The sequence below is a fragment of the Mammaliicoccus sp. J-M40 genome, from assembly GCF_022386395.1.
Lineage (GTDB): Bacteria > Bacillota > Bacilli > Staphylococcales > Staphylococcaceae > Mammaliicoccus > Mammaliicoccus lentus.
In genome coordinates this window covers 317,291-341,999 of the sequence record NZ_JAJNIQ010000001.1, presented here as the reverse complement: position 1 = coordinate 341,999, position 24,709 = coordinate 317,291, and the positions used below count along the sequence as shown (strand labels likewise).

Annotated in this window: 31 protein-coding genes and 1 riboswitch; of the genes, 5 read left to right on the top strand and 26 right to left on the bottom strand. The window is 30.1% G+C overall.

From position 1 onward, the window contains the following. Positions 1 to 10 precede the first annotated feature (10 nt). The 8 genes from gcvT to comGA all read right to left on the bottom strand — a co-directional run bounded on the left by gcvT (position 11) and on the right by comGA (position 5,376). Positions 11 to 1,099, bottom strand: a complete 1,089-nt coding sequence (gcvT, locus tag LQ688_RS01835; protein WP_239752572.1) for a glycine cleavage system aminomethyltransferase GcvT — start codon at positions 1,097 to 1,099, stop codon at positions 11 to 13. A gap of 80 nt (positions 1,100 to 1,179) precedes the next feature. Next, positions 1,180 to 1,275, bottom strand: a riboswitch (glycine riboswitch). Then, the gene (locus LQ688_RS01830) at positions 1,262 to 1,780 is read right to left on the bottom strand and encodes a shikimate kinase (protein ID WP_064205405.1); all 519 of its coding nucleotides are present in this window, start codon (positions 1,778 to 1,780) and stop codon (positions 1,262 to 1,264) included. It overlaps the preceding riboswitch by 14 nt. Positions 1,781 to 2,015: 235 nt before the next feature. Continuing rightward, complete coding sequence (comGF, locus tag LQ688_RS01825) at positions 2,016 to 2,411, bottom strand: competence type IV pilus minor pilin ComGF (protein WP_237687866.1); 396 nt, start codon at positions 2,409 to 2,411, stop codon at positions 2,016 to 2,018. A gap of 13 nt (positions 2,412 to 2,424) precedes the next feature. Beyond that, positions 2,425 to 2,700, bottom strand: a complete 276-nt coding sequence (gene comGE / locus LQ688_RS01820; protein WP_064211053.1) for a competence type IV pilus minor pilin ComGE — start codon at positions 2,698 to 2,700, stop codon at positions 2,425 to 2,427. Continuing rightward, positions 2,684 to 3,112, bottom strand: coding sequence for a competence type IV pilus minor pilin ComGD (comGD, locus tag LQ688_RS01815; RefSeq protein ID WP_239752571.1), 429 nt, complete (start codon positions 3,110 to 3,112; stop codon positions 2,684 to 2,686). Before comGD ends, comGE begins: the two co-directional genes overlap by 17 nt. Then, on the bottom strand, positions 3,112 to 3,429 hold the full coding sequence (gene comGC, locus LQ688_RS01810; protein ID WP_064211051.1) for a competence type IV pilus major pilin ComGC: 318 nt from the start codon (positions 3,427 to 3,429) through the stop codon (positions 3,112 to 3,114). The genes comGD and comGC overlap by 1 nt, the downstream gene beginning before the upstream one ends. A 13-nt stretch (positions 3,430 to 3,442) precedes the next feature. Then, positions 3,443 to 4,483 carry a competence type IV pilus assembly protein ComGB gene (gene comGB, locus LQ688_RS01805; RefSeq protein ID WP_239752570.1) on the bottom strand — a complete coding sequence of 347 codons (1,041 nt, stop codon included), beginning with the start codon at positions 4,481 to 4,483 and terminating at the stop codon, positions 3,443 to 3,445. Then, positions 4,480 to 5,376: a competence type IV pilus ATPase ComGA gene (gene comGA, locus LQ688_RS01800; RefSeq protein ID WP_239752569.1), complete on the bottom strand. Its 897-nt coding sequence runs from the start codon at positions 5,374 to 5,376 to the stop codon at positions 4,480 to 4,482. Before comGA ends, comGB begins: the two co-directional genes overlap by 4 nt. Before the next feature lie 152 nt (positions 5,377 to 5,528). Here comGA and LQ688_RS01795 point away from each other — a divergent pair, with 152 nt between their 5' ends. Then, positions 5,529 to 5,777 carry a DUF2626 family protein gene (locus LQ688_RS01795; RefSeq protein ID WP_017000234.1) on the top strand — a complete coding sequence of 83 codons (249 nt, stop codon included), beginning with the start codon at positions 5,529 to 5,531 and terminating at the stop codon, positions 5,775 to 5,777. 64 nt (positions 5,778 to 5,841) lie between these two features. On the opposite strand, the gene LQ688_RS01790 is transcribed toward LQ688_RS01795, so the two are convergent. Continuing rightward, a complete protein-coding gene (locus LQ688_RS01790) occupies positions 5,842 to 6,474 on the bottom strand; it encodes an MBL fold metallo-hydrolase (RefSeq protein ID WP_017000233.1) in 633 nt (210 codons plus the stop codon). 97 nt (positions 6,475 to 6,571) lie between these two features. On the opposite strand from LQ688_RS01790, the gene LQ688_RS01785 reads away from it, so the two are divergent. Further along, positions 6,572 to 6,811 carry a DUF2759 domain-containing protein gene (locus tag LQ688_RS01785; protein ID WP_017000232.1) on the top strand — a complete coding sequence of 80 codons (240 nt, stop codon included), beginning with the start codon at positions 6,572 to 6,574 and terminating at the stop codon, positions 6,809 to 6,811. Between the two features lie 28 nt (positions 6,812 to 6,839). Here LQ688_RS01785 and LQ688_RS01780 read toward each other — a convergent pair whose 3' ends face one another. The 13 genes from LQ688_RS01780 to LQ688_RS01720 form a co-directional block, all read right to left on the bottom strand. After that, a complete protein-coding gene (locus LQ688_RS01780) occupies positions 6,840 to 7,154 on the bottom strand; it encodes an MTH1187 family thiamine-binding protein (RefSeq protein ID WP_218729395.1) in 315 nt (104 codons plus the stop codon). Beyond that, positions 7,154 to 8,125: an ROK family glucokinase gene (locus LQ688_RS01775; RefSeq protein WP_017000230.1), complete on the bottom strand. Its 972-nt coding sequence runs from the start codon at positions 8,123 to 8,125 to the stop codon at positions 7,154 to 7,156. Before LQ688_RS01775 ends, LQ688_RS01780 begins: the two co-directional genes overlap by 1 nt. Continuing rightward, positions 8,122 to 8,313, bottom strand: coding sequence for a YqgQ family protein (locus LQ688_RS01770; RefSeq protein ID WP_017000229.1), 192 nt, complete (start codon positions 8,311 to 8,313; stop codon positions 8,122 to 8,124). Before LQ688_RS01770 ends, LQ688_RS01775 begins: the two co-directional genes overlap by 4 nt. 2 nt (positions 8,314 to 8,315) lie before the next feature. After that, positions 8,316 to 9,764: a rhomboid family intramembrane serine protease gene (locus LQ688_RS01765; RefSeq protein ID WP_135020316.1), complete on the bottom strand. Its 1,449-nt coding sequence runs from the start codon at positions 9,762 to 9,764 to the stop codon at positions 8,316 to 8,318. Next, entirely contained in the window at positions 9,765 to 10,319 is a 555-nt protein-coding gene (locus LQ688_RS01760) for a 5-formyltetrahydrofolate cyclo-ligase (RefSeq protein WP_064204534.1), read from the bottom strand. Positions 10,320 to 10,487: 168 nt separating this feature from the next. Continuing rightward, a complete protein-coding gene (gene rpmG / locus LQ688_RS01755; RefSeq protein ID WP_016911879.1) occupies positions 10,488 to 10,637 on the bottom strand; it encodes a 50S ribosomal protein L33 in 150 nt (49 codons plus the stop codon). 76 nt (positions 10,638 to 10,713) lie between these two features. Then, a complete protein-coding gene (phoU, locus tag LQ688_RS01750; RefSeq protein ID WP_064211048.1) occupies positions 10,714 to 11,361 on the bottom strand; it encodes a phosphate signaling complex protein PhoU in 648 nt (215 codons plus the stop codon). Position 11,362: 1 nt separating this feature from the next. Continuing rightward, on the bottom strand, positions 11,363 to 12,205 hold the full coding sequence (gene pstB, locus LQ688_RS01745; RefSeq protein WP_017000224.1) for a phosphate ABC transporter ATP-binding protein PstB: 843 nt from the start codon (positions 12,203 to 12,205) through the stop codon (positions 11,363 to 11,365). Between the two features lie 22 nt (positions 12,206 to 12,227). After that, the gene (pstA, locus tag LQ688_RS01740; protein ID WP_064211047.1) at positions 12,228 to 13,130 is read right to left on the bottom strand and encodes a phosphate ABC transporter permease PstA; all 903 of its coding nucleotides are present in this window, start codon (positions 13,128 to 13,130) and stop codon (positions 12,228 to 12,230) included. A gap of 1 nt (position 13,131) precedes the next feature. Beyond that, entirely contained in the window at positions 13,132 to 14,061 is a 930-nt protein-coding gene (pstC, locus tag LQ688_RS01735) for a phosphate ABC transporter permease subunit PstC (protein WP_239752568.1), read from the bottom strand. 66 nt (positions 14,062 to 14,127) lie between these two features. Then, entirely contained in the window at positions 14,128 to 15,081 is a 954-nt protein-coding gene (locus tag LQ688_RS01730) for a PstS family phosphate ABC transporter substrate-binding protein (protein WP_017000221.1), read from the bottom strand. A 410-nt stretch (positions 15,082 to 15,491) separates the two neighbouring features. Continuing rightward, positions 15,492 to 17,486, bottom strand: a complete 1,995-nt coding sequence (locus LQ688_RS01725; protein WP_064211060.1) for a peptidoglycan D,D-transpeptidase FtsI family protein — start codon at positions 17,484 to 17,486, stop codon at positions 15,492 to 15,494. Between the two features lie 313 nt (positions 17,487 to 17,799). Next, a complete protein-coding gene (locus tag LQ688_RS01720) occupies positions 17,800 to 18,402 on the bottom strand; it encodes a superoxide dismutase (RefSeq protein ID WP_016998592.1) in 603 nt (200 codons plus the stop codon). Positions 18,403 to 18,565: 163 nt separating this feature from the next. Here LQ688_RS01720 and LQ688_RS01715 point away from each other — a divergent pair, with 163 nt between their 5' ends. The 3 genes from LQ688_RS01715 (at position 18,566) to LQ688_RS01705 (ending at position 21,083) form a co-directional block, all read left to right on the top strand. Continuing rightward, positions 18,566 to 19,327, top strand: a complete 762-nt coding sequence (locus tag LQ688_RS01715) for a DUF1189 family protein (RefSeq protein WP_239752567.1) — start codon at positions 18,566 to 18,568, stop codon at positions 19,325 to 19,327. A 33-nt stretch (positions 19,328 to 19,360) separates the two neighbouring features. Further along, positions 19,361 to 20,434, top strand: a complete 1,074-nt coding sequence (gene ispG / locus LQ688_RS01710) for a flavodoxin-dependent (E)-4-hydroxy-3-methylbut-2-enyl-diphosphate synthase (RefSeq protein WP_174700891.1) — start codon at positions 19,361 to 19,363, stop codon at positions 20,432 to 20,434. Between the two features lie 85 nt (positions 20,435 to 20,519). Further along, a complete protein-coding gene (locus LQ688_RS01705) occupies positions 20,520 to 21,083 on the top strand; it encodes a 5' nucleotidase, NT5C type (RefSeq protein ID WP_064204530.1) in 564 nt (187 codons plus the stop codon). A gap of 50 nt (positions 21,084 to 21,133) precedes the next feature. Here LQ688_RS01705 and LQ688_RS01700 read toward each other — a convergent pair whose 3' ends face one another. The 4 genes from LQ688_RS01700 to LQ688_RS01685 form a co-directional block, all read right to left on the bottom strand. Beyond that, complete coding sequence (locus LQ688_RS01700; RefSeq protein ID WP_016998588.1) at positions 21,134 to 21,547, bottom strand: Fur family transcriptional regulator; 414 nt, start codon at positions 21,545 to 21,547, stop codon at positions 21,134 to 21,136. Next, positions 21,510 to 22,391, bottom strand: a complete 882-nt coding sequence (locus tag LQ688_RS01695) for a metal ABC transporter permease (RefSeq protein ID WP_016998587.1) — start codon at positions 22,389 to 22,391, stop codon at positions 21,510 to 21,512. The genes LQ688_RS01700 and LQ688_RS01695 overlap by 38 nt, the downstream gene beginning before the upstream one ends. Positions 22,392 to 22,911: 520 nt before the next feature. After that, positions 22,912 to 23,709, bottom strand: coding sequence for a metal ABC transporter ATP-binding protein (locus LQ688_RS01690; RefSeq protein ID WP_064204529.1), 798 nt, complete (start codon positions 23,707 to 23,709; stop codon positions 22,912 to 22,914). A 106-nt stretch (positions 23,710 to 23,815) separates the two neighbouring features. Continuing rightward, positions 23,816 to 24,706 carry a deoxyribonuclease IV gene (locus LQ688_RS01685; RefSeq protein WP_016998584.1) on the bottom strand — a complete coding sequence of 297 codons (891 nt, stop codon included), beginning with the start codon at positions 24,704 to 24,706 and terminating at the stop codon, positions 23,816 to 23,818. Between the last annotated feature and the right edge of the window lie 3 nt (positions 24,707 to 24,709).

The window sequence follows — 24,709 nt, the reverse complement described above, 5'->3', positions numbered from 1 at the left end:
TTTTTCACTCCTATGATTTAAATGATGATTTTTTAACAATTTTAGCTTTAACTTGTCTTTTTCTTACTTGAATAAGTAGTTCTTTATCCAATTCAAACTCTTCTTTTTTAATTAAGCCCATAGCAATTGATTTACCTGTAGAAGGTGATTGAGTACCTGATGTTACATAACCTATTTCATTACCATCAGTATCTAAAATTTCATAATCAGTTCTTGGTATACCTTTATCAATCATTTCAATTCCAATTGATTTTCTGTCAGCACCATTTTCTTTTTGCTCTTTTAAAACTTTTTTTCCGATAAAGTCATCTTCAATCAATGGCTTTACAGCAAAACCTATCCCGGCTTCATATGGTGTAATATCTTCAGATAAATCTTGTCCATGTAATGGTAGACCCGCTTCTAATCTTAAAGTGTCACGTGCACCAAGACCACATGGTGTTACACCTTCTTTTATAAAACCATCCCAAATTAATTTCGTATCTTCAGAATGACAATATACTTCAAAACCATCTTCACCTGTATAGCCTGATTGAGAAAGTATAACTTCTTTACCAAATATCGTTACATTTTGTTTGAATTCAAACATTTTCATTTCACTAATATCAACGTCTACTAGTTTTTGAACAATTGATCTAGCTTTAGGTCCTTGAATCGCTAATTGACCATAATCTGATGATTTATTTTCTACTTTTGCGTTAAATCCTTTTATTTCTTTCAACCATTCGTAATCTTTATCAGTATTACCAGCGTTAACAACTAATAAATATACAGAATCCTTCAGTTTATAAATCACTAAGTCATCAATAATACCGCCTTCTTCAGTACAAAGGGCTGTATATTGAGCTTTAGAATCGTTAAGTTTTGTAATGTCATTTGTAAGTGCATATTGTACAAAATTAGACGCTTCTTCCCCAGTTACTAAAATTTCTCCCATGTGACTAACATCAAAAATACCGACTTCATTTCTTACTGCATTATGTTCTTCCTTAATACTTGTAAATTGGACTGGTAAAGCCCAACCTGAAAAATCAATCACTTTTGCACCTTGATCAAGATACGTTTGATATAACGGTGTCTTTTTTAATTCATTAGCCATTATTTTTCTTCCCTTCTTGTTATGTATAATAAAAAAACAGGGTAGCTTAAGCTACCCTGTTGAAGTACTCTTCAGGAATGCGTCACAAAGTTATCCTTTTGCCTGAGAGATTCACACTAACATGGCTTGCTCCTTCGGCGATGAATTATTCATTCATTCTCTCTAACTTTGATCATTCGCAAATATATCTTTGTCCAGAGAATTAATAATCTCTGTAACAACTACTTCTTTAGGTCTATCTGCATCAATATGTATGAATGCGATATCATTATAACTTGATTCTCGTTTTGAATACAAGCTTTTTAAATCTTCTAGTGATTTTCCATTAGCATTTGGTCTGTTTGGGTCATGATTAATTCTCTCATAAACTGTATCAACATCGCATTTTAACCAAATGTTATGAGGATTACCTTTCATAACATTTCTTGATGCCTCAGACTCAATAATACCACCACCAGTTGAAATAATAACGTCTTTATCAATCCATTCTTCCAGTGATTTTTTTTCCAAATCTCGAAAATGTGATTCTCCATACTTAGCAAAAATTTCTGGAATTGATAGTTTAGTTGTTTCAACGATATAAGTATCGATATCAACTAAAGGTTTGTCATAATGTTCACCTAAATAATTACCGATTGAAGTTTTACCTACGCCCATAAATCCTATTAATACTACTGACATTATATCGACTCCTTAGTTGCTATATTCCAACTTAAACTTTATTCTATCTCATTATTCAGAAAATAAAAAGACTATAAATCATTTATTTAAAATAATTTTTATTTCGTTTTTGTAGTATTCTTCTAGATGATTATAGATTTTTATTTTATAACTATATTGAACGAGATAAAATGATAAAAAAGCAGAATAGACAAATAATATACTAAGAAGAAATGGTAAAATAAATCCATTGTTTTTAAATAAATATCGTTTCACGAATTGTGATTCTCCCCTTAATGATTTCTAAGTCAATCTGTATATTACCATTATCGTTTTTATTGATTTTAAAAGATTTAACTTTATTTAATAAAGTTATATTTCCTCTGCCATTTATACTTTTATAAATTTTAGAATTTAATAAGGTATACTCAGAACTCGAGTGTTTATGAGTAAAAATTATTTTATTATGAACCTGATTAAGTTTGATTTCAGCCTCTTTGCTCTCTTCTATAATATCTTTTCTAAACATTATTAATTCATATTCACTATGATTAAAAGCATTTTCTTTCAGAGCATATATACTTTGAATTAAGAATGGTATTAACGCTAATATAATCATTAAAAATGATAAAGATAATAACATTTCTAACATCGTAAACCCTTTGTTATTTCTGAACACAAACTTTTTCATAACTATACACGTCTTCCAAGCATATTTTGTCATTCAAATGACTTAATTTTATTTTAGTAGTATCGTACTTTATTTGTTTGGATTGTACTGATTGATATAGAATTTGATAAAGCTTAATTTGTTTCTGTTCACTTTGTATATGTTTATTTAATGTATGAACTATCGGTAATAAAGTGCCTCCTAACAATACGATAATAAATATAGATAACATTAAATCTATAAATACATAACCATTATTTTTCTTCAACAATTCTATACCTCCCTTTTTCAATACGAAATATGACAAGATAACGTTTATTATTAAACTCTAGTTTTAATATTCCAAATTGATTGATATTACCTTCTCCATCGTAAACTAATGTAGTGAATTTATTATCTTTAGATATTTTTCCTTTATATAGATTAATTGAATGTATATTTCCGTTATTAATTTGATATTGTATTTTGGTTGAATTTGGTTTAAACCATACAAGTATAGGTTGTTTAGTTGATAAAGATTTGGTTTCTAAATATTCTAATTTTGTTTCAAAATCATTAATGCCACTTGTTAAACCAAATTTATCTACAGAATTAATTGAAATGTGTATTGTTATGAGAACAATAATACTTAGAATACTCAACACAATTACCATTTCTATTAACGTGAAGCCTTTATTATTCATTATTGAGCTACTACTTCTCCGTTATTTAAAACAATGTTCTGACCAGATTTACAAGTCAATTGATTCTCTTTTATGAACCCATCACTTACTAAATCATTAATTGAATTTGGCTTAGCATCGTGTTTTAATGTATATGCTTCTACTTGGCCAGCAACCATTTTAACTTGTGCCTGACAACCAGTACTTTTCACAGTTTCAGATTGCTTGCTTATGTTAGGGATTATAATTATAAGTAAAATACTTATAATTAATAATACGATTAACATCTCAATCAACGTGAAGCCTTCTTCTTTTTTTAAAAACTTTATATTTTTCATTTATTTCATCCTTTCATTTAATGCCATCAACCATTTGTAGCATTGGTAAAATAATAATTAAATATAATGTGACGATTAGGAATGCCAAAGTTCCAAAGACGATGGGTTGTACCCACTTTAAATGTTTGATAATAGATTTTTCTAATTTCTCAAGCATATATACACTAAAATAATATAATTCTAAGTCTAATTTAGATTTATGTTCTCCATGTGTAATATATTGAATCAGAGTACTATCAAAACAATTCAAGTTATTAATCGCTTGAGGTAAGGAGTCTCCTGATTTCATCGATTGTTGAATAAATAATCCGATATATTTTAATACATCGTCTTTAGTCTGCATAATATAAATTTCAATTATTTTATGAAGCGGTATGCCATTTTGAATAAAAAATGAAAAGTCTCTAGATAATCTATATGAGCGATACATCGAAATATATTGATTCAAAATAGGAATTTTATTAAAAAAGTAGATTTTCTTTGATGCTTCTATACCTATATAGAAAAAATAACCTAATAACAATGTGAGTATTGCGATTAAAAATATAATTAATAACGAAGTTGGTAAGTAAGAAAATATTGTAGATAATACTTTTAATGAGGTAGAGACATTTATGTTCATTGATTGATAAATTTCATTGAATTGAGGGATAATCGTGTGATTAACTGCGGTTAATAACATGAAAAATATAAAAAATAAAAGTGTTGGATATTGAATCGTTTTTATAAATTTTTGTTTCACTTGTTCTATCTTTTTTAAATACAAAATTGAGTGATCTATAGAATCAATCATATTACCATATTGTTCACCAAAATAAATTTGAGTGATAATAACTTGAGGATAATTTAAAAATGAAACAACTTCATGAAGTTGACCAGTATTTTTTACTATTTCAATAAGCTTTTCCTTAATACGTAACCTTGATAATTGCGAAAATTGATCAGTTAGTAATTGTACTGATTCCATTAATGTGAAACCTTGCTTTAACATATCTGATAAGCGTGTTAAAAATAGTATTTGGTCTTTCTTTAATATATTGCCTTTCTTCATCATGATTTATTTTCTAAATATAGATTAATTTCATGACTAAATATATAAGTCATTTGTCTATATCTATTTCCTAATTGGTCATTTAAAAGTCTTTGATTGGCTATACATGCGATACCTTGTTTTATTTGCTCTTTAGATATTCCAAGTTCTAAAAGTCTATAAATAGCCCCTAAATTATCTTTCGCATGCATTGTAGATAATATTAAATGACCACTTAAACTTGCTTGTATAACTTGCTTGGCTGTTTCTTCATCTCTAATTTCTCCTATCATGACAACATCTGGATCACATCTTAAAATGGCTTTAAAGGAATTATGATAATTTATGTTTGCTTTTTCATTTACAGAAACTTGTACTACACCATCTAAAACTTGTTCAACTGGGTCTTCAATCGTAATAATATGTTTATCTTTAATTTGTTGTAAGTCATATAAAAATTGGTACATAATCGTCGATTTACCCGAACCGGTTGGTCCTGTGAACAAAAATAAGCCTTCGGAATTAAACATTTCTTCTTTAATCATTTTATAATTGTCATCAATATTATGGTCAATATATTCTTCGAAATATTTAGGCGTTAACCTAATTGTGCAAGACTCAATTCCTAGACTTAAAGGTAAAGTGGATATTCTTAAATAATATTTATATATATCATCAAATATATATTGACCACTTTGAGCTTTATTCCTTTCGCTTACATCTAGATGAGCAATAAACTTCATATAAATTAATAAACGGTTATATAAAGCATTATTAATATCACAATCATAAATCGTATTCTCACCACTTATCCTCAACTGAACTTTGACCCGATCTTCTTTCACTGGAATAAAATGAATGTCAGTTGCTTTCAAAATAATAGCATCTTTGATAATTGTCTTAAATAAAGTTTCCATAATCGCCTCCTAATATATATAAACGTAATGAAAACCTTGTTTTACTTACTATATACTTTATATTTTGTAGTAATGCCTATTTACTTTTACACATAGTAACTTTATAATTGTAAGTGACTAAGAAAGTAAACACAGAGGGGGTTCATAAGAAGATGGATAAAGTTTTTAAAACTCTAGGCTTCTGGACTGCTATATTTGCTACAATGTTTTATGTTGGCGGTATGAACATGATGGCTTATTTCTTCGTAGCTCAAACAGGATTTTTCGTATTGTTGGGATACTTAAAATTAACAGAAAGAATGTATATGTATATATTCGCACTATATTTAGTTGTATGCTTTGTTGGATTTACATATTATTCAACATTCTTACTAGAGCCAAGTTTCGGACATCATGGTTAATAGAAGTTTATCTCAACCTAAAAACACCAATTCGTTAAACAACGAATTGGTGTTTTTTATAGCTTTAACTAAAACCATTTAAATAAGGATTGCTCATTTCTTCTTGTTCTATTGTAGTATCTGGACCATGGCCAGGGAACACGGTTGTATCTGGATTTAAAGATAGAAGTTTATCTTCAATAGAATTTAATAAAGTTTGAGTATCTCCTTTATATAAATCTGTTCTACCTATTCCACCTTTAAACAGTGTATCTCCAACGATTGCAAAGTCATCAAATACAAACGTTAAACTGCCTGGTGAATGACCAGGTGTATGCAGAGCTTCAAACTCAAACTCACCTATAACATGATGTCCTTCATCAATCACTGTTGGTATTGTTTTTTGTACTACTTGAGGTAACTGATATGCTTCAAACTTTTTAGAACCATTTTTTACAGTGTCAGTTAACCAAGATTTTTCTTCGTTATGAACATAAACTTCAACGCCCTGCTTGTTGACCACTGCATCTATTCCACCAATATGGTCAAAGTGTGCATGTGTTAATAATATGGCAGCTAATTTTTTATTAAATTTTTTTATACGTTCATTTATAAATTCACCGTTATCACCTGGATCGATAACTAATAGTTCACTTTCACCTTCAATTATATAACAATTTGTTTCAACTATTCCTAAAGAATAACTATGGACTTTCATTTTCTTTCCTCCTCTTGTAAAAAGTATCTCGACAAAACACAATATTAATTATACAATTAATATGATAATAAAAGAAAAATGTATTGGGGGTAATGGAATGCCATTTATCGACACAGGGGAACTATTTGAATTATTCGGAGTAAAGATACATATCGGTGTTAATATTTTCTCATTGTTAATGCTAGCGGTATTTATACTCGGAATATTCGGTTTGATTTCAGCATTCAAAAACAAAAATGTTTTAGGCATTCTTTTTGGTGCGATTACAGTAGTAGCATTTGGTTTCTTTTCACTTGCTACAATATTCACTTATGGATATCCAATATTAAGTCATTAAAGAAAGACGAGTTAAAACTCGTCTTTTTTTATTTGTCTAAATGTCTTTGTACTGAATCTAATTTTTCATTCATTTTTCTCGATTTGTCTCTTCTATCATCAATCCTAATATTTGTACAAACTCTATCTAGTCCTTTATTAAATGGACTTTCATGAATCTCTTGTACAACTTCTAATAAATCTTTTAAGTCACCTTCAATTAATGTGTTCATTGGTGTTAATTGAAAATCTATTTTACCAGCTTCTTTATGTTTTTCCAAAATTAATTGAATATCAGCGATATACTCACTTACACTTGGTCCTTTAGTCCCGACTGGAATTACTACGACATCTACAATTGCCATTATGCATTCTCCTTATCTATTACATATGTTTTAATCAATCCTGCTGCACCAATAATCCCTGCATCATTACCTAAACTCGCAACAACAATTTCTGTGTCTTCTTTAGCAGGCTTAAACGTCATTTTTTCATAATGCTCTTTGATATATTCAATTAAAATATCACCGGCTTTACTAACGCCTCCCCCAATTATAATATATTTAGGGTTACTCATGACACTCATAATACTTGCCGCATACGCAATATAATTAGCAACTTTATCAATTATAAATAAACTAAACTCGTCTCCTATTTTTGCTGCATCAAAAACATCTTTTGCTGAAACATTTTTAGTTGTGATTAAGTCGTGGATACTAGATTTAACACTCATATTTGAATAATAATGGTGTACTAAATTAATAACACCAGTAGCAGAAGCTACAGTTTCTAAGCAACCTTTCATACCACAATTACATCGGAACCTTTTTTCATGATCTACTACGAAATGCCCAATTTCAGCTCCCGAACCATTATGTCCATGAACTAATTCATCGTTAGAGACGATTCCACCTCCAACACCAGTTCCTAATGTGATGCAAACAACATCACTTTCGTTTTGTCCTCCACCTTTAAACTTCTCTCCTAAAGCAGCTACATTAGCATCATTATCTACATAAATTGGGCCATCAAAATATTGTTGCATGATTTTTCTAACTTCAATTTTACCTGTCCAATTTAAATTTACCGCTCCATGAACTATGCCATTATCAAAATCTATTGGCCCAGGTACTCCAATTCCCATTCCAAGTACATCTGATAAAGTAATATCATGTTTTTTTAAATGTACGTTGAAAGAATCGGAGATATTCTCTAATATTCCTTCCCCTGCTTTATTAGTCGCTATTTCCCATTTTTCAACTATGTCTAATTTTTCATCGAAAATCCCTAATTTACAAGTAGTTCCGCCAATATCAGCTGATAGTATATATGTCATTTATTTTCAATCCTTCTCTGATTTATAATTAATCTTGCTTGTAAAAATGTTTCCTTCGAAATTAACATCGATTTGTATAAATCTTTAATTTCTTGCTCCATCATTTCTAATTGATCATCTTCATTTTTAAAATATATTATATAACCAAATTTTTTCAACAATTGTTGTACATCATATAAATTATTCATCTTTAACTCCTAAATGCTGCGATTTCTTTTTTCAAAGCACTGTAATTTTTATTATTTCCATTTAATTTTATCGCTTTGTTATTAAATTTCTCTGCTTTATCGTAATCATCTTTTGCACGATAACCTAATGCGAGTTGATAATTTAAATCTGCTGAGTCTGGAAAAGCTTTTAATCCTTTTTCCCATTCTAGTATAGCCTCGTCTAATGACTTATCATTAGCTTTAATTAGACCGCTAAGTATATATGTTTCATCTGACTCAAAGTGCTTATTTTTTATATGTGTAATCATCTTTTCAGCGCTATTAAAATTCCCTTGATTCATAGCATCTTTCGTTAATTCATCATAAATATAATGTTGTTGCCTATTAAAAATTACGATTATGAGAATAATAGTTAATACGAAAAATCCAATGAAATATAACCATTTACGCTTATCGTTGTCCATCCATTTTTGAATGCAATACATAATGATAGCACCACCGATAAATCCACCTAAATGAGCAAAATGGTTAACATTATTTATGAATAACGTAAATAATGAAATAATCAAAATACCTATAAATGTTTGTAAAACAAATTGTTTATTAATATTACTTTTAGTAAATAGATAAACGATAAACGCACCAATTAACCCGAATATTGCGCCACTAGCACCAATCGAAATAGAAGTTGTATCAATACTTAAAGAAACGATGCCAGCGAATAAACCGGAAATTAAGTATATCGTCCCCATCTTTATAGAACCTATGGCTCCTTCTATCAATTTACCAAATACGATTAACGAGAACATATTCATAAGTAAATGTGTGATGTCTGCATGTAAAAACATGGAGGTAAACAATCTATACCATTCGCCATGCACCACATTGAAATGAACGAGTCCTCCATAATCTATTAAGCTAATTTGTGAATCTCGCTTAAACACTAGAACTATTGATAACCATACAATGACATTAATTGCGATTAAAAAATATGTTACTGGTGAAAATTTCAACATAAATTTATCTATAAAACTAGCGTTTAATAATTTATTTTTATATGTTGTAACAGACATTAATTTATTACGTTTAATTTGATGTTTTGTCACTACATGTGATGTTACTTTCTCAAAATCTTTAATTTCATTAATAACATAGTATTTAATTTTAGGACGACTAGTTTGCTTAAACTCTGTTAAGTCCATCTCTTTATCAGATATATAAAATACATCTAACTGTTCAAAACTAAAACCTATAAACTCTATTAAATTACTAAGATGGTCTGTGACTTTTTTAAAGTCAAAGTCCACTTCTTGATGAGTTGGTGTTTTATGTATAAATCGTTTAACTGTTTTTTTAGCTTCATGAGTCAGCCAAATTTCGTCATTATCCTCATCGATTGATAATATTGTATAACCTTCTGTGTACACTAAATAATAAATCGACTTCCACATTCTTTTTAATTTTTCCATTTATTTTTCTCCATATACTTCTCTTGGTAATAATAATTCTTGTACTGGTACATCATGACTTTCTATATCAAAACCATGAATTTGTATTGGATATACTAAACTTAAAGTTGAACCAGTATAATCCGCAAGATATTTGTCAAAATATCCTCCACCATAACCAATCCGATAACCATCATGACGAAATACAACACCAGGTACAATAATTAAATCGATATCATCACTTATTTCCGTTTCTTTAGTAATAAATCTTATTCCTTTTGAATCGAATGATATAGAATTCATATCGTATAATCGCTGAAACTTCATTTCTTTTGTTAAGTAATTTGTCGTCGGTACATAAACTTCTTTATTTAATTTAAGCAATTCTTCGATAATAGGATCCGTATTCACTTCATGATCCATGCTCAAAACAATTGCTACAGATTTAGCTTGTATAAAATAATCATGTTTAAATAATTGTTCATATAAATCTTCATCAAAAGTTAATTTTTGAGCTTTAGTTTGTTCTTTCATTTCTTGAAGTACTTTTTTTCTAAGTAATTTTTTAGTAGTCATGGTCTTCTACACTTCCTAAATAAATTATTTAAAACCACGTTAGACACCTTTAATAATAACATAAGAAATACAGGGTAAGGTAGTTGTTGCACCTTATAAATTCATTTTCTTTATATAAAAATAAAAAACACATAACTATAAAATAGCCATGTGTTTTCATTCGTTTTATTATTTAGTTTCTCTATGAAGAGTGTGTTTACCGTCGCGAGCACAATATTTTTTCATTTCGATTCGCTCTGGGTTATTACGTTTATTCTTTTTAGAGATGTAGTTTCTTTCACCACAATCAGTACATGCTAAAGTTACGTTTACGCGCATGATGAACCCTCCTGTTCTTATTTCAATTAATATACGACCTTTTTATAATACCATCTATGGTTACAGAATTCCAGTATTATTTTTCAATAGATTCATAGTGTTCACCTGTTATATAGTAATAACAACTTTCACTTATATTTTTTATATGGTCGCCTATTCTTTCTAAATACCTTGCAGCTAAATGTGCTTGAGTCGAAATAAATGGATCATCATCTATTAAATAAGTTGTATTACTAATTTCTCTATACAAATCATCAATATCTGTATCTCTTTCAATAATCTCTTTGATTAATAATATATCTTTATTTCGAATTGCATTTTCTAAATCTTTTAACATTAACATCGCTAATTTACCCATTGTTTTTAATCTTGTAAGAATAAAATAATCAGTAATAATAACACGCTTCCTAATTTGTGCAATGTTCGTTGAGTTGTCCGCCATTCTTTCTAGTTCAGAAGCAATTTTAAGTGCAGAAATCATAACGCGCAAATCTGTAGCCATTGGTTGTTGTTTTGTAATTAACATTACTACTTTTTCATTAATATCATATTCCATTTTATTAATTTTACTATCATAAGCAATAAGTGCTCTAGCGTTTTTTTTATCTTCATCACTTAACACTGACACAGACTGTTCTATCATATTATATACTTCTTTACCTAATTCAAATAAATCTTCTATAAGTGCTTTCAGTTCGCCTTCGTACTTTTCTCTTATAACCATATTAACCAAATCTCCCTGAAATGTAATCTTCAGTTTGTTTGTCAGCCGGATTAGAAAAGATTTTGTCAGTGTTATCAAATTCATTTACGTATCCATTTAAGAAGAAAGCTGTTTTATCAGAAATTCTAGCTGCTTGTTGCATGTTATGTGTAACAATAATGATAGAGTATTTTGATTTTAAGTCTTGTACTAACTCTTCAACTTTAAGTGTTGATATTGGATCTAAAGCCGATGTAGGTTCATCCATTAAAATAACATCAGGTTCTATAGCTAAACAACGTGCAATACAAATTCTTTGCTGTTGTCCCCCAGATAAACTGTAAGCATTTTGATCTAATTTATCTTTACACTCGTCCCAAATTGCAGCGCCTTTTAAAGAACGTTCTACAATTTCATCGAGAATTTTTTTATCTGTAATTCCATGAATTCTAGGTCCATAAGTTATGTTATCATATATTGATTTAGGGAATGGATTTGGCTTTTGGAACACCATACCAACATTCGTTCTTAATTCTTCAACACTATATTTCTTATCAAAAATATTTTTATCTCTATAAATAATTTCTCCAGATGTTTTTACACTTGGAATTAATTCAATCATACGATTTAACGTTTTGATATAAGTTGATTTACCACAACCAGATGGTCCTATAATTGCTGTAACTTCATTTTCAGCAATATCTAAATTTATATTTTTTAAAGCATGGAAATCACCATACCATAAATCTAAATTGTTTGTTTTGTATACAATATTTTTTTCTTGTTCTATAATCTTTTTATTTTCTAAGTTTTCATTTGATGTAGCATTTTGAGATAACTCTCTTATTTTAACGTCTGTCATCATTATGACCCCTCTTCATTTTGATTTAAAGTTTACGTTGATATTTATTTCTAATATATATAGCTATTGAGTTCATTATTATGAGTATGATTAACAATACAATAATTGCCGCTGATGAGACCAATTGAAATTCAGCTTGTGGCAGTTTAGCCCAGTTGTATATCTGCATTGGTAAGGCCTGGAATGAATCAAATATACTATTTGGTGTTTTCATTAATATGGCTGGTATACCGATTACTACTAATGGAGCAGTTTCTCCTAACGCTCTCGATAAAGCTAATATGGTACCAGTTAATATTCCTGGTATAGAAGCTGGCAATACAACATTTTTAATTGTTTGCCACTTAGTACTGCCTAAGCCTAAAGAAGCTTCCCTAATAGACGAAGGCACTGATTTTAGCGCTTCTTGACTAGCTACAATGATAATTGGCAATATCATTAAAGACATCGTTAGTGCTGCTGCTATTACCGATTTCCCTAATGATAAATTCTCAAATCCTGCGCCTCGAACAAATATTGTTAGCCCTAATAAACCAAAGACTACTGATGGTACACCTGCTAAGTTAGAGATGTTCACTCTAATGAATTTTGTGAACCAATTTTCTTTAGCATATTCCACCATGTATATAGCTGTTCCTACTCCAAGAATGATTGATATTGGTGCAATCGTCATCATTAACCAAAGTGTACCAATTAACGCACCTTTAATACCTGCACTGCTTGGTGTCGTAGATGAGAAATTAGTAAAGAAATCCACATTAAGATGTGTCATTCCTTTTCTAAATATATCAAATAACAAAATAGCTAATACGACTAAACCTATTAGTGTACAAATTAAAAATACACTTTTAATAACTTTATTTTTCATTAGCCTAGTAGGTAATTTTTTGCGAACTATTGATTGATCTACTAAATTTGTATTCGACATATTAATACTCCTCTCTAAAGCGCTTCGTTACCCACTGAGAAATGATGTTCATAATAAATGTGAATAAGAACAATGTGAAACCAACCGCATATATACTGTAATAAATATCAGAACCATATGTTGCGTCACCAGTTGCAACTTGAACAATAAACCCTGTCATGGTTTGTATAGAACCTATTAAACTAAATGATGAATCCGGTGTGCTACCAGCTGCTAGTGAAACAATCATTGTTTCCCCAATTGCTCTAGAAATCGCTAATACAATTGAAGCAATGATGCCTGATAACGCTGCAGGAAACACTATTTTTGTAGCAAGTTCAAATTTAGTAGCTCCTAAACCTAATGCACCCTCTTTAATAGAATCAGGTACTGAACTCATAGCATCTTCACTCATACTTGTAATCATTGGTATAATCATGACCCCCACGACTAAACCTGGACTAATTGAGTTAAAGCTTCCTAATTCTGGGAAAACGCTTCTTAATAATGGTGTAACAAAAGTTAAAGCAAAGAAACCATAAACAATAGTTGGTATACCCGCTAAAATTTCTAAAATCGGCTTAATAATTCTTCTTGATTTATCCGATGCATACTCACTTAAATACAGTGCTGCTCCTAATCCAACTGGTACAGCAAAGACTGTTGCAACTGCAGTTACTTTTAAAGTACCGAGAATTAGAGAGAAAATTCCGTATTTATGATCAGAAGAAAACGGCGCCCATTCTTTTGATAGTAGGAATTCCATTGGATTTACTCTTGTAAAGAAAGTTACTGTCTCAGTTAAAAGTGTAAATAATATCCCGATAGTTGTAAGTACTGAAACAGAGGCAATAAGTAGCAATACAATTGGAACTGCTTTATCAGCAAATACTTTTCCTTTATTATTATTATTTTTCTTTATTAATTCTTGAACAGAAGTTTGTTCTTTCATACAATTGACTCCTTCATTTTGAAAAAGGGCGACATTAAGACGCCCTTAGCTTTGATTGATTTTTAATTATTTTTTAAACTTTTCTAATGTTTCTTTATCTTTGTCATATTCTTCATCTTTAAGTGGAACATATCCTGCATCTTTAGATGCTTTCTTAGAATGTTCAATTACATATTCCATAAATCCGTGGAATGCATCATTTTCTTCTAGTGATTTATTTTTAGCGTATACAAACAATGGTCTACTTAAAGGATAAGAATTATCATTTATTGTTTTTTCTTCTGGTGCTATTGCTTTATCTTTATCGTCTTTAATTTTCACTGCTTTTAATGAATCTTTATTTTCTTGATAGAAGTTATATCCAAAGAACCCGATTGAATCTTTGTTATCTTGCACTGATTTAACAATAACGTTTGTATCAGCATTTTTTTCTGATTTTAAATCTTTCTCATCTAATACTTCTTCACTAAAGAAATCGTAAGTACCGTGAGATTGGTCTGGTGAAAAAGCTTTTATTTTTTTATCTGGGAATTTAGAATTTACATCTTTCCAAGTTTTAGCTTCACCATTATAAATTTTTGCTAGTTCATCTTTACTCAATTCGTCTACAAAATCATTTTCTTTATTAACTGCTACTGTTAAACCATCTTGAGCTACTTTAAATTCTGTATATTCTATGTTTTCTTTTTTAAGTTTCTCTTTTTCTTCATCTTTAATTTCTCGAGATGCATTCGAAAAGTCTGTTTCACCAGCGATAAATTTTTCAAATCCTCCACCAGTACCCGAAACCCCGATTGATACTGACACATCAGGCTGATCCTTTGAGAATTCTTCATTTATTTTTTCCATTACAGGTGCTACTGTTGAAGAACCATCACCTTTAACTTCACCACTTAATTTATCGTCTCCAGAAGATTTGCTTTCTCCTGAACTAGATTTTTCTGCTGCGCCTCCACAAGCACCTAATAATAGTGCAGAACTTAATGCAGTTGTAGTTCCAATCAATTGCCATTTTTTCATGTCAAATCCTCCTATTAATTACACCCTTAATCTTTATTACATCTTCACTTTACAATTACTTTATTAATTACAAATAAACCTAATGTAAAGTTTGTGTTAAGACGTTATGAAAACGTTTATATCGTCATTAGTTGTGACAAATATAAGTCGAAAAGGCATAAAACGGCTAAATATAGCTGATAAAATAAAATAGGAGCTTGGAATATAAATCCTCACTCAAAATAACTAACATCTCCGATTTGTTCGTACATGTTTGCCTAGAGTATCTACTCTCTTCTTATTCTTCATAAACAATAAGCGCGAGTAGTAGATTGGTTATGTTGCACGTGGACCTCGTCTTGCAACATTCGCTACTTTATTTACACAAATAAGAGGCTGAGACAATTTATTTGTCTCAGCCTCTTTATGAATTACTTTTTATCTTTAAAGTAATAATTTATGATATCTCTACCTAAGTCCCCACCTGGTAACCATGGTTCTGGTACTGGTTGGTTTGTATATGTGATTGAGAATGATAACTCAGGGTCTTTAGCTGGTGCATATCCTACATATGTTGAGTTAACCTGTGGTTTACCATCTTTAAATACTTCTGCTGTTCCAGTCTTACCTGCTGATCTAACTACAGTATCATGGAAACTAGAATACCCTGTTCCTTCTTCTTTATTAAATGCCATATCGAAACCTTTTTGGACTTGTTTTATTTCTTTATCATTATTGTTTACTTTGTTCATCACTTCACCTTTAAATGATTTCTTAATAGGTCCAAGTGAATCTTCATTAGTAGAATTTCTAATTTCTTTTGCTAAGTGTGGTTTTAAGCGGTAACCATCGTTAGCTATTGTAGAAACATATTGTGATAATTGTATTGGTGTATAAGTATCAAATTGTCCAATTGCTAAATCAATATAATTACCTGGATTATCTTTAATAGGTTCGATTTGACCTGCTGTTTCATTTGGTAAATCTATACCTGTTTTAACACCTAACCCTACTTGGTTTAACCCTTTTCTTAATTTAATACCGGCTTCTTCCACATCAGATGGTAATGACATACCACTATTATATGGTGTTCCCGCTAATAATAATGCTGTTTTATACATAAACACGTTAGATGAATGCATAAGTGCTTCAGCATCTGTTATTCTCTTCGTACCATCTTGGTTAAAGTAAGAACGTTTTGTTAAACCACCACTAAATTTTAATGGTTCATCGACCATTGAATCTCCAACTTTTAATGCATCGTTTTGATAACCCGCTAATAAAGTAGCGCCTTTTACAGATGAACCAACTGTATATTGACTTGTAATATTTCCGATATGATTGTCAGTAATTTTGCCATTTTCATCAATATCTCGACCTGCCATTGCAAGTACATCACCATTTCTTGGGTCTTGTACAACAACCATCACGCGATCCATATCTTTGGCACCTTTATTTCGTAATGATTCTATATGTTTATCAACATATTCTTCAACTTTTTTCTGTAAATCTATATCGATTGTTAAGACAAGATCATTACCTCTAGACCCTTCAGATATAACTTCAGAACTTGTTATTTTTCCGGATTTATCAGTAACGTATTTCATTTTTTTCTTAGAACCTTTTAGAATATCTTCATATTGGTATTCTAAATATGATTTACCTACTCTATCGTTTCTTGAATATCCTTTTGATAAATAGTCGTTTACTAATTCTTTCGGTAAACCTTCCTCTTTGCTAGAAACATCACCAAATAATGTTCTTAGTGTTTCTTCATATGGATATCTTCTTTCCCAGTCCATTGTCGTATTAACACCTGGTAATTCAGATAAATGTTGAGATACAGCTGCGTATTCTTCATTGCCTACATCTTCATTTTTTATGACTACCGGGCTTAACTGAGAACCTGAATTCATTTCTCTAAAAATAGCTAAAACTTGTAAATCGTCTTTAGATAATTCATCTGTATATTTCTTCGTCACTTTATTGTATAAAGCTTCATCATAATCATCTTGACTTATGTTACCGTCAGAGAAAAGTGCTTGTTCATCTTTCATAAGCTTTTGCACTTTATCTTGATTTTTGATAATCCAGTAATCTTGTTTATCTCGATCTGTGATACGAGAAGTATCCATTTTTATTAAATGAGATAATTTTTCTGCAATATCTAAAATATCATCCTGACTCGTTCTTCTATCTCTTGTATATGTAATTGCTTTCTTAGATTCATTATCGACTAGTACTTTTCCATTTCTATCGTAAATTCGACCTCTAGGGACCGATTCGTTCACAGTTATTGATTCTGTACTATCAATTGTTCTCTTATACTCAGCACCTTTTACAATTTGTAAATACCCTAATCGCATAATTAAGACTGAGAATAAAATGACAACTATCCCTAAGATGATACTTACGCGTTTATTCATTAAAAGTCGAAATTCTTCTTCTTTAGATTTCTTTTTTAATCGTTTCAAGAACTAAACCTACCTTTTCAACTCTAATATAATACTTTCATAATATATGATTATAGCTAACAATGCCATTGATATAGTTGAAATTTTATAAAAAAAGAGAGCGAGAGGAAAATCTCTTTTTTCTAAAAAGATTTCGTTATCTCACCCCAGCTTGGATGATTAGGAATGAATAAACCTTGATATAAGAGAATTTCAATCCAATCAACTACTGCCAATAAAAAACAAGTCCGGGACAATTAATTATGCCCCGGACTCTATTAATAAATTATTTTGCTGCTTGGTATAATTCGTTTACTTTATCCCAATTTACAACATTCCAGAATGCACTGATATAATCTGGACGTTTGTTTTGGTATTTCAAGTAGTAAGCGTGTTCCCAAACATCTAATCCTAATACAGGAATTTTACCTTCAGATAATGGGTTATCTTGGTTTGGAGTTGAAACGATTGATAATTCACCGTTATCTACAACTAACCATGCCCAACCTGAACCGAAGCGTCCAGCTGCTGCTGCTGCAAACTCTTCTTTAAATTTGTCTAATGAACCGAAAGTAGAACTGATTGCATCTACTACTTCGCCTGATGGTTCAGAAGCATTTGGAGTTAACATCTCCCAGAATAATGAGTGATTGTAATGTCCGCCACCATTGTTTTGAACTGCAGTACGGATATCATCTGGTACAGAATTTAAGTTTTTAATAATATCTTCAATAGATTTACTTTCTAAGTCAGTACCTTTAACTGCATCATTTAGTTTTGTTACATAAGTGTTATGGTGTTTCGTATGATGAATCTCCATTGTCTCTTTATCGATGTGTGGTTCTAATGCATCATACGCATATGGTAATTTTGGTAATTCAAAAGCCATAAATAATCATCCTCCTCATTTGTTTTACATACTTATCTTATCAAGTTTATTCTATTTAAACAAATCTTTTGTTTATTAATATTCAAAATATTTAGTTTAGTATTTAATCATGTTGCACTTAAATCGATTTATCATTATTATTAATTAAGAATGAGGTGAACGCATGCAATATGTTAATGAATTAAAGAGATTGATTAAGCATCCAAAAAAATATCCCATGTATAGAACTACTAAATTGAGATATGTTTTTCTACATATATTACTACTGAGTATAATTCTAATTATACCGAATACTATTCAGTATTTTCAAATCACTCAAAATATATCTACATTAGCTCACGAAGAAGTTGATGAAATTCCTAAGTTTAAAATACATAATAATGAAATGAAACTGTCTGAAGAAAAAATCATTAAACTAAATGATAAACATTCTATTGTATTTACTAAATCACAACAATTTAAAATGAAACCCGAACATCTAGTCGTCTTTAAACCACAGGACATAGAAATTTCAAATTATAATGATCATACTAAAATAAGTTATGGTTCTTTATCAAGTGTAATTCATGATGAAAAGGATTTATCTAGTTTTATCGATACTATTAATGCTTCCAAATATTTTTATTTCTCTATCATTATCTTACTATTATTGTTTATACAATTTATGAGTATTTCATTTAAAATTGCTATAGTTGCTTTTATAGGTCACTTAATTAGTATCCTGTTAAATAAAAAATCTAGATATATGACTTGGTTTAAAATGATAACATTTATTATATCTATTCCTACTTTAGTCTTATTATTAGGTATTCTTATTGGGAACGCTTTATTAATGTTTGTATCATGGTGTATAATAATTGTGGGCATTATTGTTACGGCGTATTATTTACCAAACGGAAAGAAACGTGCTAGTCTTAAACAATAATAAATTAAATAAAGGGGTCTTATCATGTCACAAATCACTCATCGTACTAAAACAAAGCCAGTTAAAGTGGGCAATTTAACAATAGGCGGTTCTGATGAAGTCGTTATTCAAAGTATGACGACTACTAAAACACATGATGTTGAAGCAACAGTAGCAGAAATCAAACGTTTAGAAGAAGCAGGTTGTCAAATAGTCCGTGTAGCTTGTCCTAACGAAGAAGATGCTTATGCTATTAAAGACATAAAGTCACAAATTAACATTCCACTTGTCGTGGATATACATTTCAATTATAAATTAGCATTAATTGCAATTGAAAACGGTGCTGATAAGATTCGTATCAATCCTGGTAATATAGGTAGAAGAGAAAAGGTAGAAGCCGTTGTAAAAGCATGTAAAGAAAAGAATATTCCAATAAGAATTGGCGTTAATGCTGGCTCTTTAGAAAAACATATTATAAAAAAATATGGTTACCCTACTGCAGATGGTATGGTAGAAAGTGCATTACACCATATTAAAATACTAGAAGATTTAGATTTCCATGATATTATCGTATCTATGAAAGCTAGTGATGTTAACTTAGCTATAGAAGCTTATACTAAAGCAGCACAAGCTTTTGATTACCCGTTACATTTAGGTATTACAGAAAGTGGTACGTTATTTAATGGTACTGTTAAATCATCAGCAGGTTTAGGGGCTATTTTAAGTCTAGGCATTGGAAATACTTGTCGAATTTCATTATCTGCTGATCCAGTTGAAGAAGTTAAAGTAGCTAAATCTTTACTTAAAGCTTTCGGCTTAGCTAGTAATGCGGCTACTTTAATTGCATGCCCTACTTGTGGACGTATTGAAATTGATTTAATATCCATTGCCAACGAAGTTGAAGAATACATTTCTAACCTTCAAGTACCTTTAAAAGTAGCGGTATTGGGTTGTGCAGTAAATGGTCCTGGCGAAGCTCGTGAAGCTGATATAGGTATAGCTGGAGCACGTGGAGAAGGACTTTTATTCATGAAAGGTAAAACAGTTCGAAAAGTGCCAGAAGAAACAATGGTGGAAGAATTAAAAAAAGAAATCGATAAACTGGCAATAGAAATGGAAAAAGCATAAAGTTCAACAAAACAGGAAAAACAAATTAAGGCACAATAAATTTTATTTATTGTGTTTTTATTAAATTTATAAAAAGGTGATTTAAATGACTCGGAAACCAAGATTAGGAATAGATATTGATGGTACAGTTACATGTCCCAAAACTTTCGTTCCTTATTTACAAAAAGATTTTAATGAGAAATTACGTTATGAAGATATAACTGAATACAATTTAGCTAATGTATTAAAGTGTGAGGAAGAAGAAATGTTAAACTGGTTCAAAAATAATGAATCTTATATATATCAAAATTCCCCAGTTGCTGAAGGCGCTAAAGATATATTAAACCAGCTAAAACACGAATATGAATTATATTACATCAGTGCCAGACACCACTATTTAGAAGATATAACTAAGACTTGGTTTGATACACACAATATTCCTTTTGATCAAATCATATTAACAGGGAGCCACGATAAATTAAAGGTTACTAAAGAACAACGTATTGATGTATTCTTTGAAGATAAATTAGATAATGCTTTAGATATTAACGAAAAGCTTAATATCCCGGTCTTTTTATTCGATACGCCTTATAATCAAAAATCACTTAATAAAGGCATATATAGAATTAATAATTGGCATGACGTATCAAGCATTTTAAGTAAAATATAAAAAAGGACTTCTTCACTAGATTTAACAACTAATGAAGAAGTCTTTTTAATTTATCCCGTTTTACAATTTTCGCATTTACCGTATACTTCTAATTTATGTGAAGTAATTTCAACATTTCCTAACTGTTGTTTGATTACATCCATTGGACAAAAATCAATAACTTTTGTGTTTCCGCATGATTCACAAATAAAGTGATGATGGTGATGATCCTGACATGAAATTCTAAACTTCATTTCTCCATCTATTTCCGTACTTTCTATAATATTTAGAGATTTAAATAAATATAAGTTTCTATAGATAGTATCAAACGATAAACCTTTGTAATCATCTTTCAAAGCTTCTTGAATATATTTAGCCGTTATATATTTATCTTCATTAACAAATAATGAAATAATATCGCGACGTTTATTTGTATATTTATGTCCTTCACTCTTCAAGATTTGAATGGCCTCTTCTACTTTCAAGATGATAGCCTCCTTTTTTTATCAATACTTTACTATAAGTAATACTTCCTAATAACTCTATTATCAATAAACCTACTATAATACCACCCGGAGAAATATTCAAATAGAATGAAAGTATTAATCCCAGTATTACAGATAATTCACCAAATAAGATACTTAATCCTATTAGTTGTTTAAAGCCTTTTGCTAGTCTCATACTCGTAGCAACTGGTAAAGTCATTAAACTACTGACTAATAATATTCCTACAACTCTCATTGAAGCGGAAATAACTAGCGCTACAATGACAATGAATAATAATTGAATCCACTTAGGCATCCCTATTACTCGAGAATATTCTTCATCAAATGATAAAACGAAAAGCGATTTATACAGCAACATAACAAATATTAATACGATGATTGTTATAGCCAATATCGTAAATAAGTCACTTAAATTTACAGCACTAATTGATCCAAATAAATAACCAAATAAATCTTGATTAAAGCCACTAGCTAAAGAAATAAATATAACACTTATTCCAATACCAGCACTCATAATAATTGGTATCGCGATTTCTTGATAATGTTTGTATTCAGTTCTTAACTCTTCAATTAATAAAGCACCTGCTATCGAAAAGATAATACCGAACCATATAGGATTTACAGCAGCAAATACTGGACTAATGCTCATAAAGAACAGTCCCATAGAGATACCACCAAGCGTCACATGGCTCAATGCATCCGCGATAAGAGATAATCTTCTTACAACGATAAAAGCACCAATTAAAGGCGCAATTAGCCCAACAAGAATACCACTAATAAACGAATATCTTATAAAATCAAAATTCATAAAAGCATCGATCATACACAGCACGACCTTTCGAGCTCATATGATTGTGTATGCTGTTCATACGTAACCCAATACGCATTAGAATCATTGGGTGTACCTTCCATATATCATAACTCCTAACCATTTTTGTTTTGTTTATTATACTTTAGTTTATGTAGCAAGAAGCTAATCACTTAAAATCATATTTATCCTATTAACTAACATTTTCATTTAAGTTACACAATTCTTACTTTTTTATTAATAATTTTTATAGTCATTTAAAGTACTATTAGTAGTGTAAATCGTATTCATTACTAAATCAACCTTAATTGTTTTATAAAATAAAGTTTTAACCTCAATGTATTATTTTAAAATAGTAATAAAAAATAGCCGCTTGTGTAGCACCACAAACGACTAAACTTCAATAAGCTATGGTAAAGTAGACCTATTATTATCTATGGCCTAACATTTTACACTTAGTACACCACCCAAAGCTACTGAGTGTTTTTAGATTTATATAGTAACATTACATTTTGTAATGCGCAATATTTTTTGTCTATTCGCTTATGGCTTCTTCTTCAACACAACAACTTCTATCGTGCTGATGGTCTACGAACTGGACTGGATGTCCATATATTTTAGAAATAGCTACTTCATCTAATGATTTGAATGATTCGCTTGTTCCATGGAAATGTAAGTGTTGGTTTAGGCATGCTACTTTACTTGCCGTGTCTGCAACTACACCAATGTCGTGTGTTACTAAAATAATTGTGATTCCCTCTTCTTTCAGTTGTGTTAATAACTGATAGAATTCTGATACGTGTCGTGCATCTATACCAACAGTTGGTTCATCTAATATTAAAATGCTTGGTTTAGATATTAAAGCACGTGCGATAAAAGTTCTTTGTTGTTGCCCTCCTGATAATTGGGCTATATTTTCATTTTTTAAATTACTTATATTTAAACGTTCTAATATTTCATCGACTTTTGCTACATCATCTTTATTAAACCATTTAAACAAACCTTTATTTTTAGTTAATCCACTCATAACAACTTCTTTTACAGTTGCAGGAAATCCTGAACTAAATGCGTTAGATTTTTGAGATACATAGCTTATTTTTTCCCATGATTTATATTGGTTTATTTTTTTACCACTTATATATATATCACCCTTTTGTAAAGGTAATAATCCTAAAATTAATTTTAATAACGTAGACTTACCTGATCCGTTCGGACCTACAATAGCTAAAAAGTCTCCTCTGTATATTTGGATATTAATATCTCTTAATGCTAATTTACTAGGATAACTATAACTTATGTTTTTTAATTCGAAAATTGGTGTTTCATTTTCCACATTATTCACCTCGTCAATAGATTACTATACAACGATTATTTATAAATGTAAATAGTAATGTTTACGAATAAAAAAAGAATGCTATATGATTAGCATTCTTTTTTTATTATTGATTAAATATTTTATCTTTTAAATCTGGATCAAATGTACCATTCTTTATCATTTCAATCTCAAATTTATATGGTGGTTTTTTATTTTTCTTATCATCACCGACATATGGTGTTTCTAATATTTTTGGCACGTCATTGAAAGCTTCATGGTTTACAATATAATGTAATGCATCATAGCCAATTGAACCAAAACCTATATTTTCGTGTCTATCTTTTCTCGCACCTTGTGGGTTTTTACTATCGTTAACATGTAGCACTTTAATTCTATCAAGCCCTACAATTTTATCGAACTCATTTAATACACCGTCAAAGTCTTCTTTAACATTATATCCAGCATCATTTGTATGACATGTATCAAAACATACTGATAACCTTTCGTTATGTTCTACACCATCAATGATTTGAGCAAGTTCTTCGAAAGTTTTACCACATTCTGAACCTTTACCTGCCATTGTTTCTAAAGCAATACGAACATCATTATCGTTAGTTAAAACTTCATTTAAACCTTCAATAATTTTTTTAATACCTTTTTCTTCTCCAGCCCCAACGTGAGCGCCTGGATGTAAAACAATATCTTTCGCCCCAAGTGCTTCAGTACGTTCAATTTCAGATTGTAAAAATTCTACGCCTAAATTAAACACTTCAGGTTTCGTTGTATTCGCAATATTAATAATGTAAGGTGCATGAACAACAATATTTGAAAGGCCATACTCTTTCATAGCTGCTTGACCATTTTCAATATTTAAATCTTCTATTTTTTTGCGTCGTGTGTTTTGAGGCGCTCCAGTATAAATCATAAATGTTGAAGCATTATAACTAGCAGCTTCCTCTGCTGCTTGAAGTAACATCTTCTTACCACTCATAGAAACGTGAGATCCAATTAACATATC

Bases quoted from the DNA above. Each gene is read 5' to 3' on its own strand.
- gcvT (WP_239752572.1), bottom strand. From the start codon at position 1,099: ATGGCTAATGAATTAAAAAAGACACCGTTATATCAAACGTATCTTGAT.
- LQ688_RS01830 (WP_064205405.1), bottom strand. From the start codon at position 1,780: ATGTCAGTAGTATTAATAGGATTTATGGGCGTAGGTAAAACTTCAATC.
- comGF (WP_237687866.1), bottom strand. From the start codon at position 2,411: ATGTTAGAAATGTTATTATCTTTATCATTTTTAATGATTATATTAGCG.
- comGD (WP_239752571.1), bottom strand. From the start codon at position 3,112: ATGAATAATAAAGGCTTCACGTTAATAGAAATGGTAATTGTGTTGAGT.
- comGC (WP_064211051.1), bottom strand. From the start codon at position 3,429: ATGAAAAATATAAAGTTTTTAAAAAAAGAAGAAGGCTTCACGTTGATT.
- comGB (WP_239752570.1), bottom strand. From the start codon at position 4,483: ATGATGAAGAAAGGCAATATATTAAAGAAAGACCAAATACTATTTTTA.
- comGA (WP_239752569.1), bottom strand. From the start codon at position 5,376: ATGGAAACTTTATTTAAGACAATTATCAAAGATGCTATTATTTTGAAA.
- LQ688_RS01795 (WP_017000234.1), top strand. From the start codon at position 5,529: ATGGATAAAGTTTTTAAAACTCTAGGCTTCTGGACTGCTATATTTGCT.
- LQ688_RS01790 (WP_017000233.1), bottom strand. From the start codon at position 6,474: ATGAAAGTCCATAGTTATTCTTTAGGAATAGTTGAAACAAATTGTTAT.
- LQ688_RS01785 (WP_017000232.1), top strand. From the start codon at position 6,572: ATGCCATTTATCGACACAGGGGAACTATTTGAATTATTCGGAGTAAAG.
- LQ688_RS01780 (WP_218729395.1), bottom strand. From the start codon at position 7,154: ATGGCAATTGTAGATGTCGTAGTAATTCCAGTCGGGACTAAAGGACCA.
- LQ688_RS01775 (WP_017000230.1), bottom strand. From the start codon at position 8,125: ATGACATATATACTATCAGCTGATATTGGCGGAACTACTTGTAAATTA.
- LQ688_RS01770 (WP_017000229.1), bottom strand. From the start codon at position 8,313: ATGAATAATTTATATGATGTACAACAATTGTTGAAAAAATTTGGTTAT.
- LQ688_RS01765 (WP_135020316.1), bottom strand. From the start codon at position 9,764: ATGGAAAAATTAAAAAGAATGTGGAAGTCGATTTATTATTTAGTGTAC.
- LQ688_RS01760 (WP_064204534.1), bottom strand. From the start codon at position 10,319: ATGACTACTAAAAAATTACTTAGAAAAAAAGTACTTCAAGAAATGAAA.
- rpmG (WP_016911879.1), bottom strand. From the start codon at position 10,637: ATGCGCGTAAACGTAACTTTAGCATGTACTGATTGTGGTGAAAGAAAC.
- phoU (WP_064211048.1), bottom strand. From the start codon at position 11,361: ATGGTTATAAGAGAAAAGTACGAAGGCGAACTGAAAGCACTTATAGAA.
- pstB (WP_017000224.1), bottom strand. From the start codon at position 12,205: ATGATGACAGACGTTAAAATAAGAGAGTTATCTCAAAATGCTACATCA.
- pstA (WP_064211047.1), bottom strand. From the start codon at position 13,130: ATGTCGAATACAAATTTAGTAGATCAATCAATAGTTCGCAAAAAATTA.
- pstC (WP_239752568.1), bottom strand. From the start codon at position 14,061: ATGAAAGAACAAACTTCTGTTCAAGAATTAATAAAGAAAAATAATAAT.
- LQ688_RS01730 (WP_017000221.1), bottom strand. From the start codon at position 15,081: ATGAAAAAATGGCAATTGATTGGAACTACAACTGCATTAAGTTCTGCA.
- LQ688_RS01725 (WP_064211060.1), bottom strand. From the start codon at position 17,486: ATGAATAAACGCGTAAGTATCATCTTAGGGATAGTTGTCATTTTATTC.
- LQ688_RS01720 (WP_016998592.1), bottom strand. From the start codon at position 18,402: ATGGCTTTTGAATTACCAAAATTACCATATGCGTATGATGCATTAGAA.
- LQ688_RS01715 (WP_239752567.1), top strand. From the start codon at position 18,566: ATGCAATATGTTAATGAATTAAAGAGATTGATTAAGCATCCAAAAAAA.
- LQ688_RS01705 (WP_064204530.1), top strand. From the start codon at position 20,520: ATGACTCGGAAACCAAGATTAGGAATAGATATTGATGGTACAGTTACA.
- LQ688_RS01695 (WP_016998587.1), bottom strand. From the start codon at position 22,391: ATGATCGATGCTTTTATGAATTTTGATTTTATAAGATATTCGTTTATT.
- LQ688_RS01685 (WP_016998584.1), bottom strand. From the start codon at position 24,706: ATGTTAATTGGATCTCACGTTTCTATGAGTGGTAAGAAGATGTTACTT.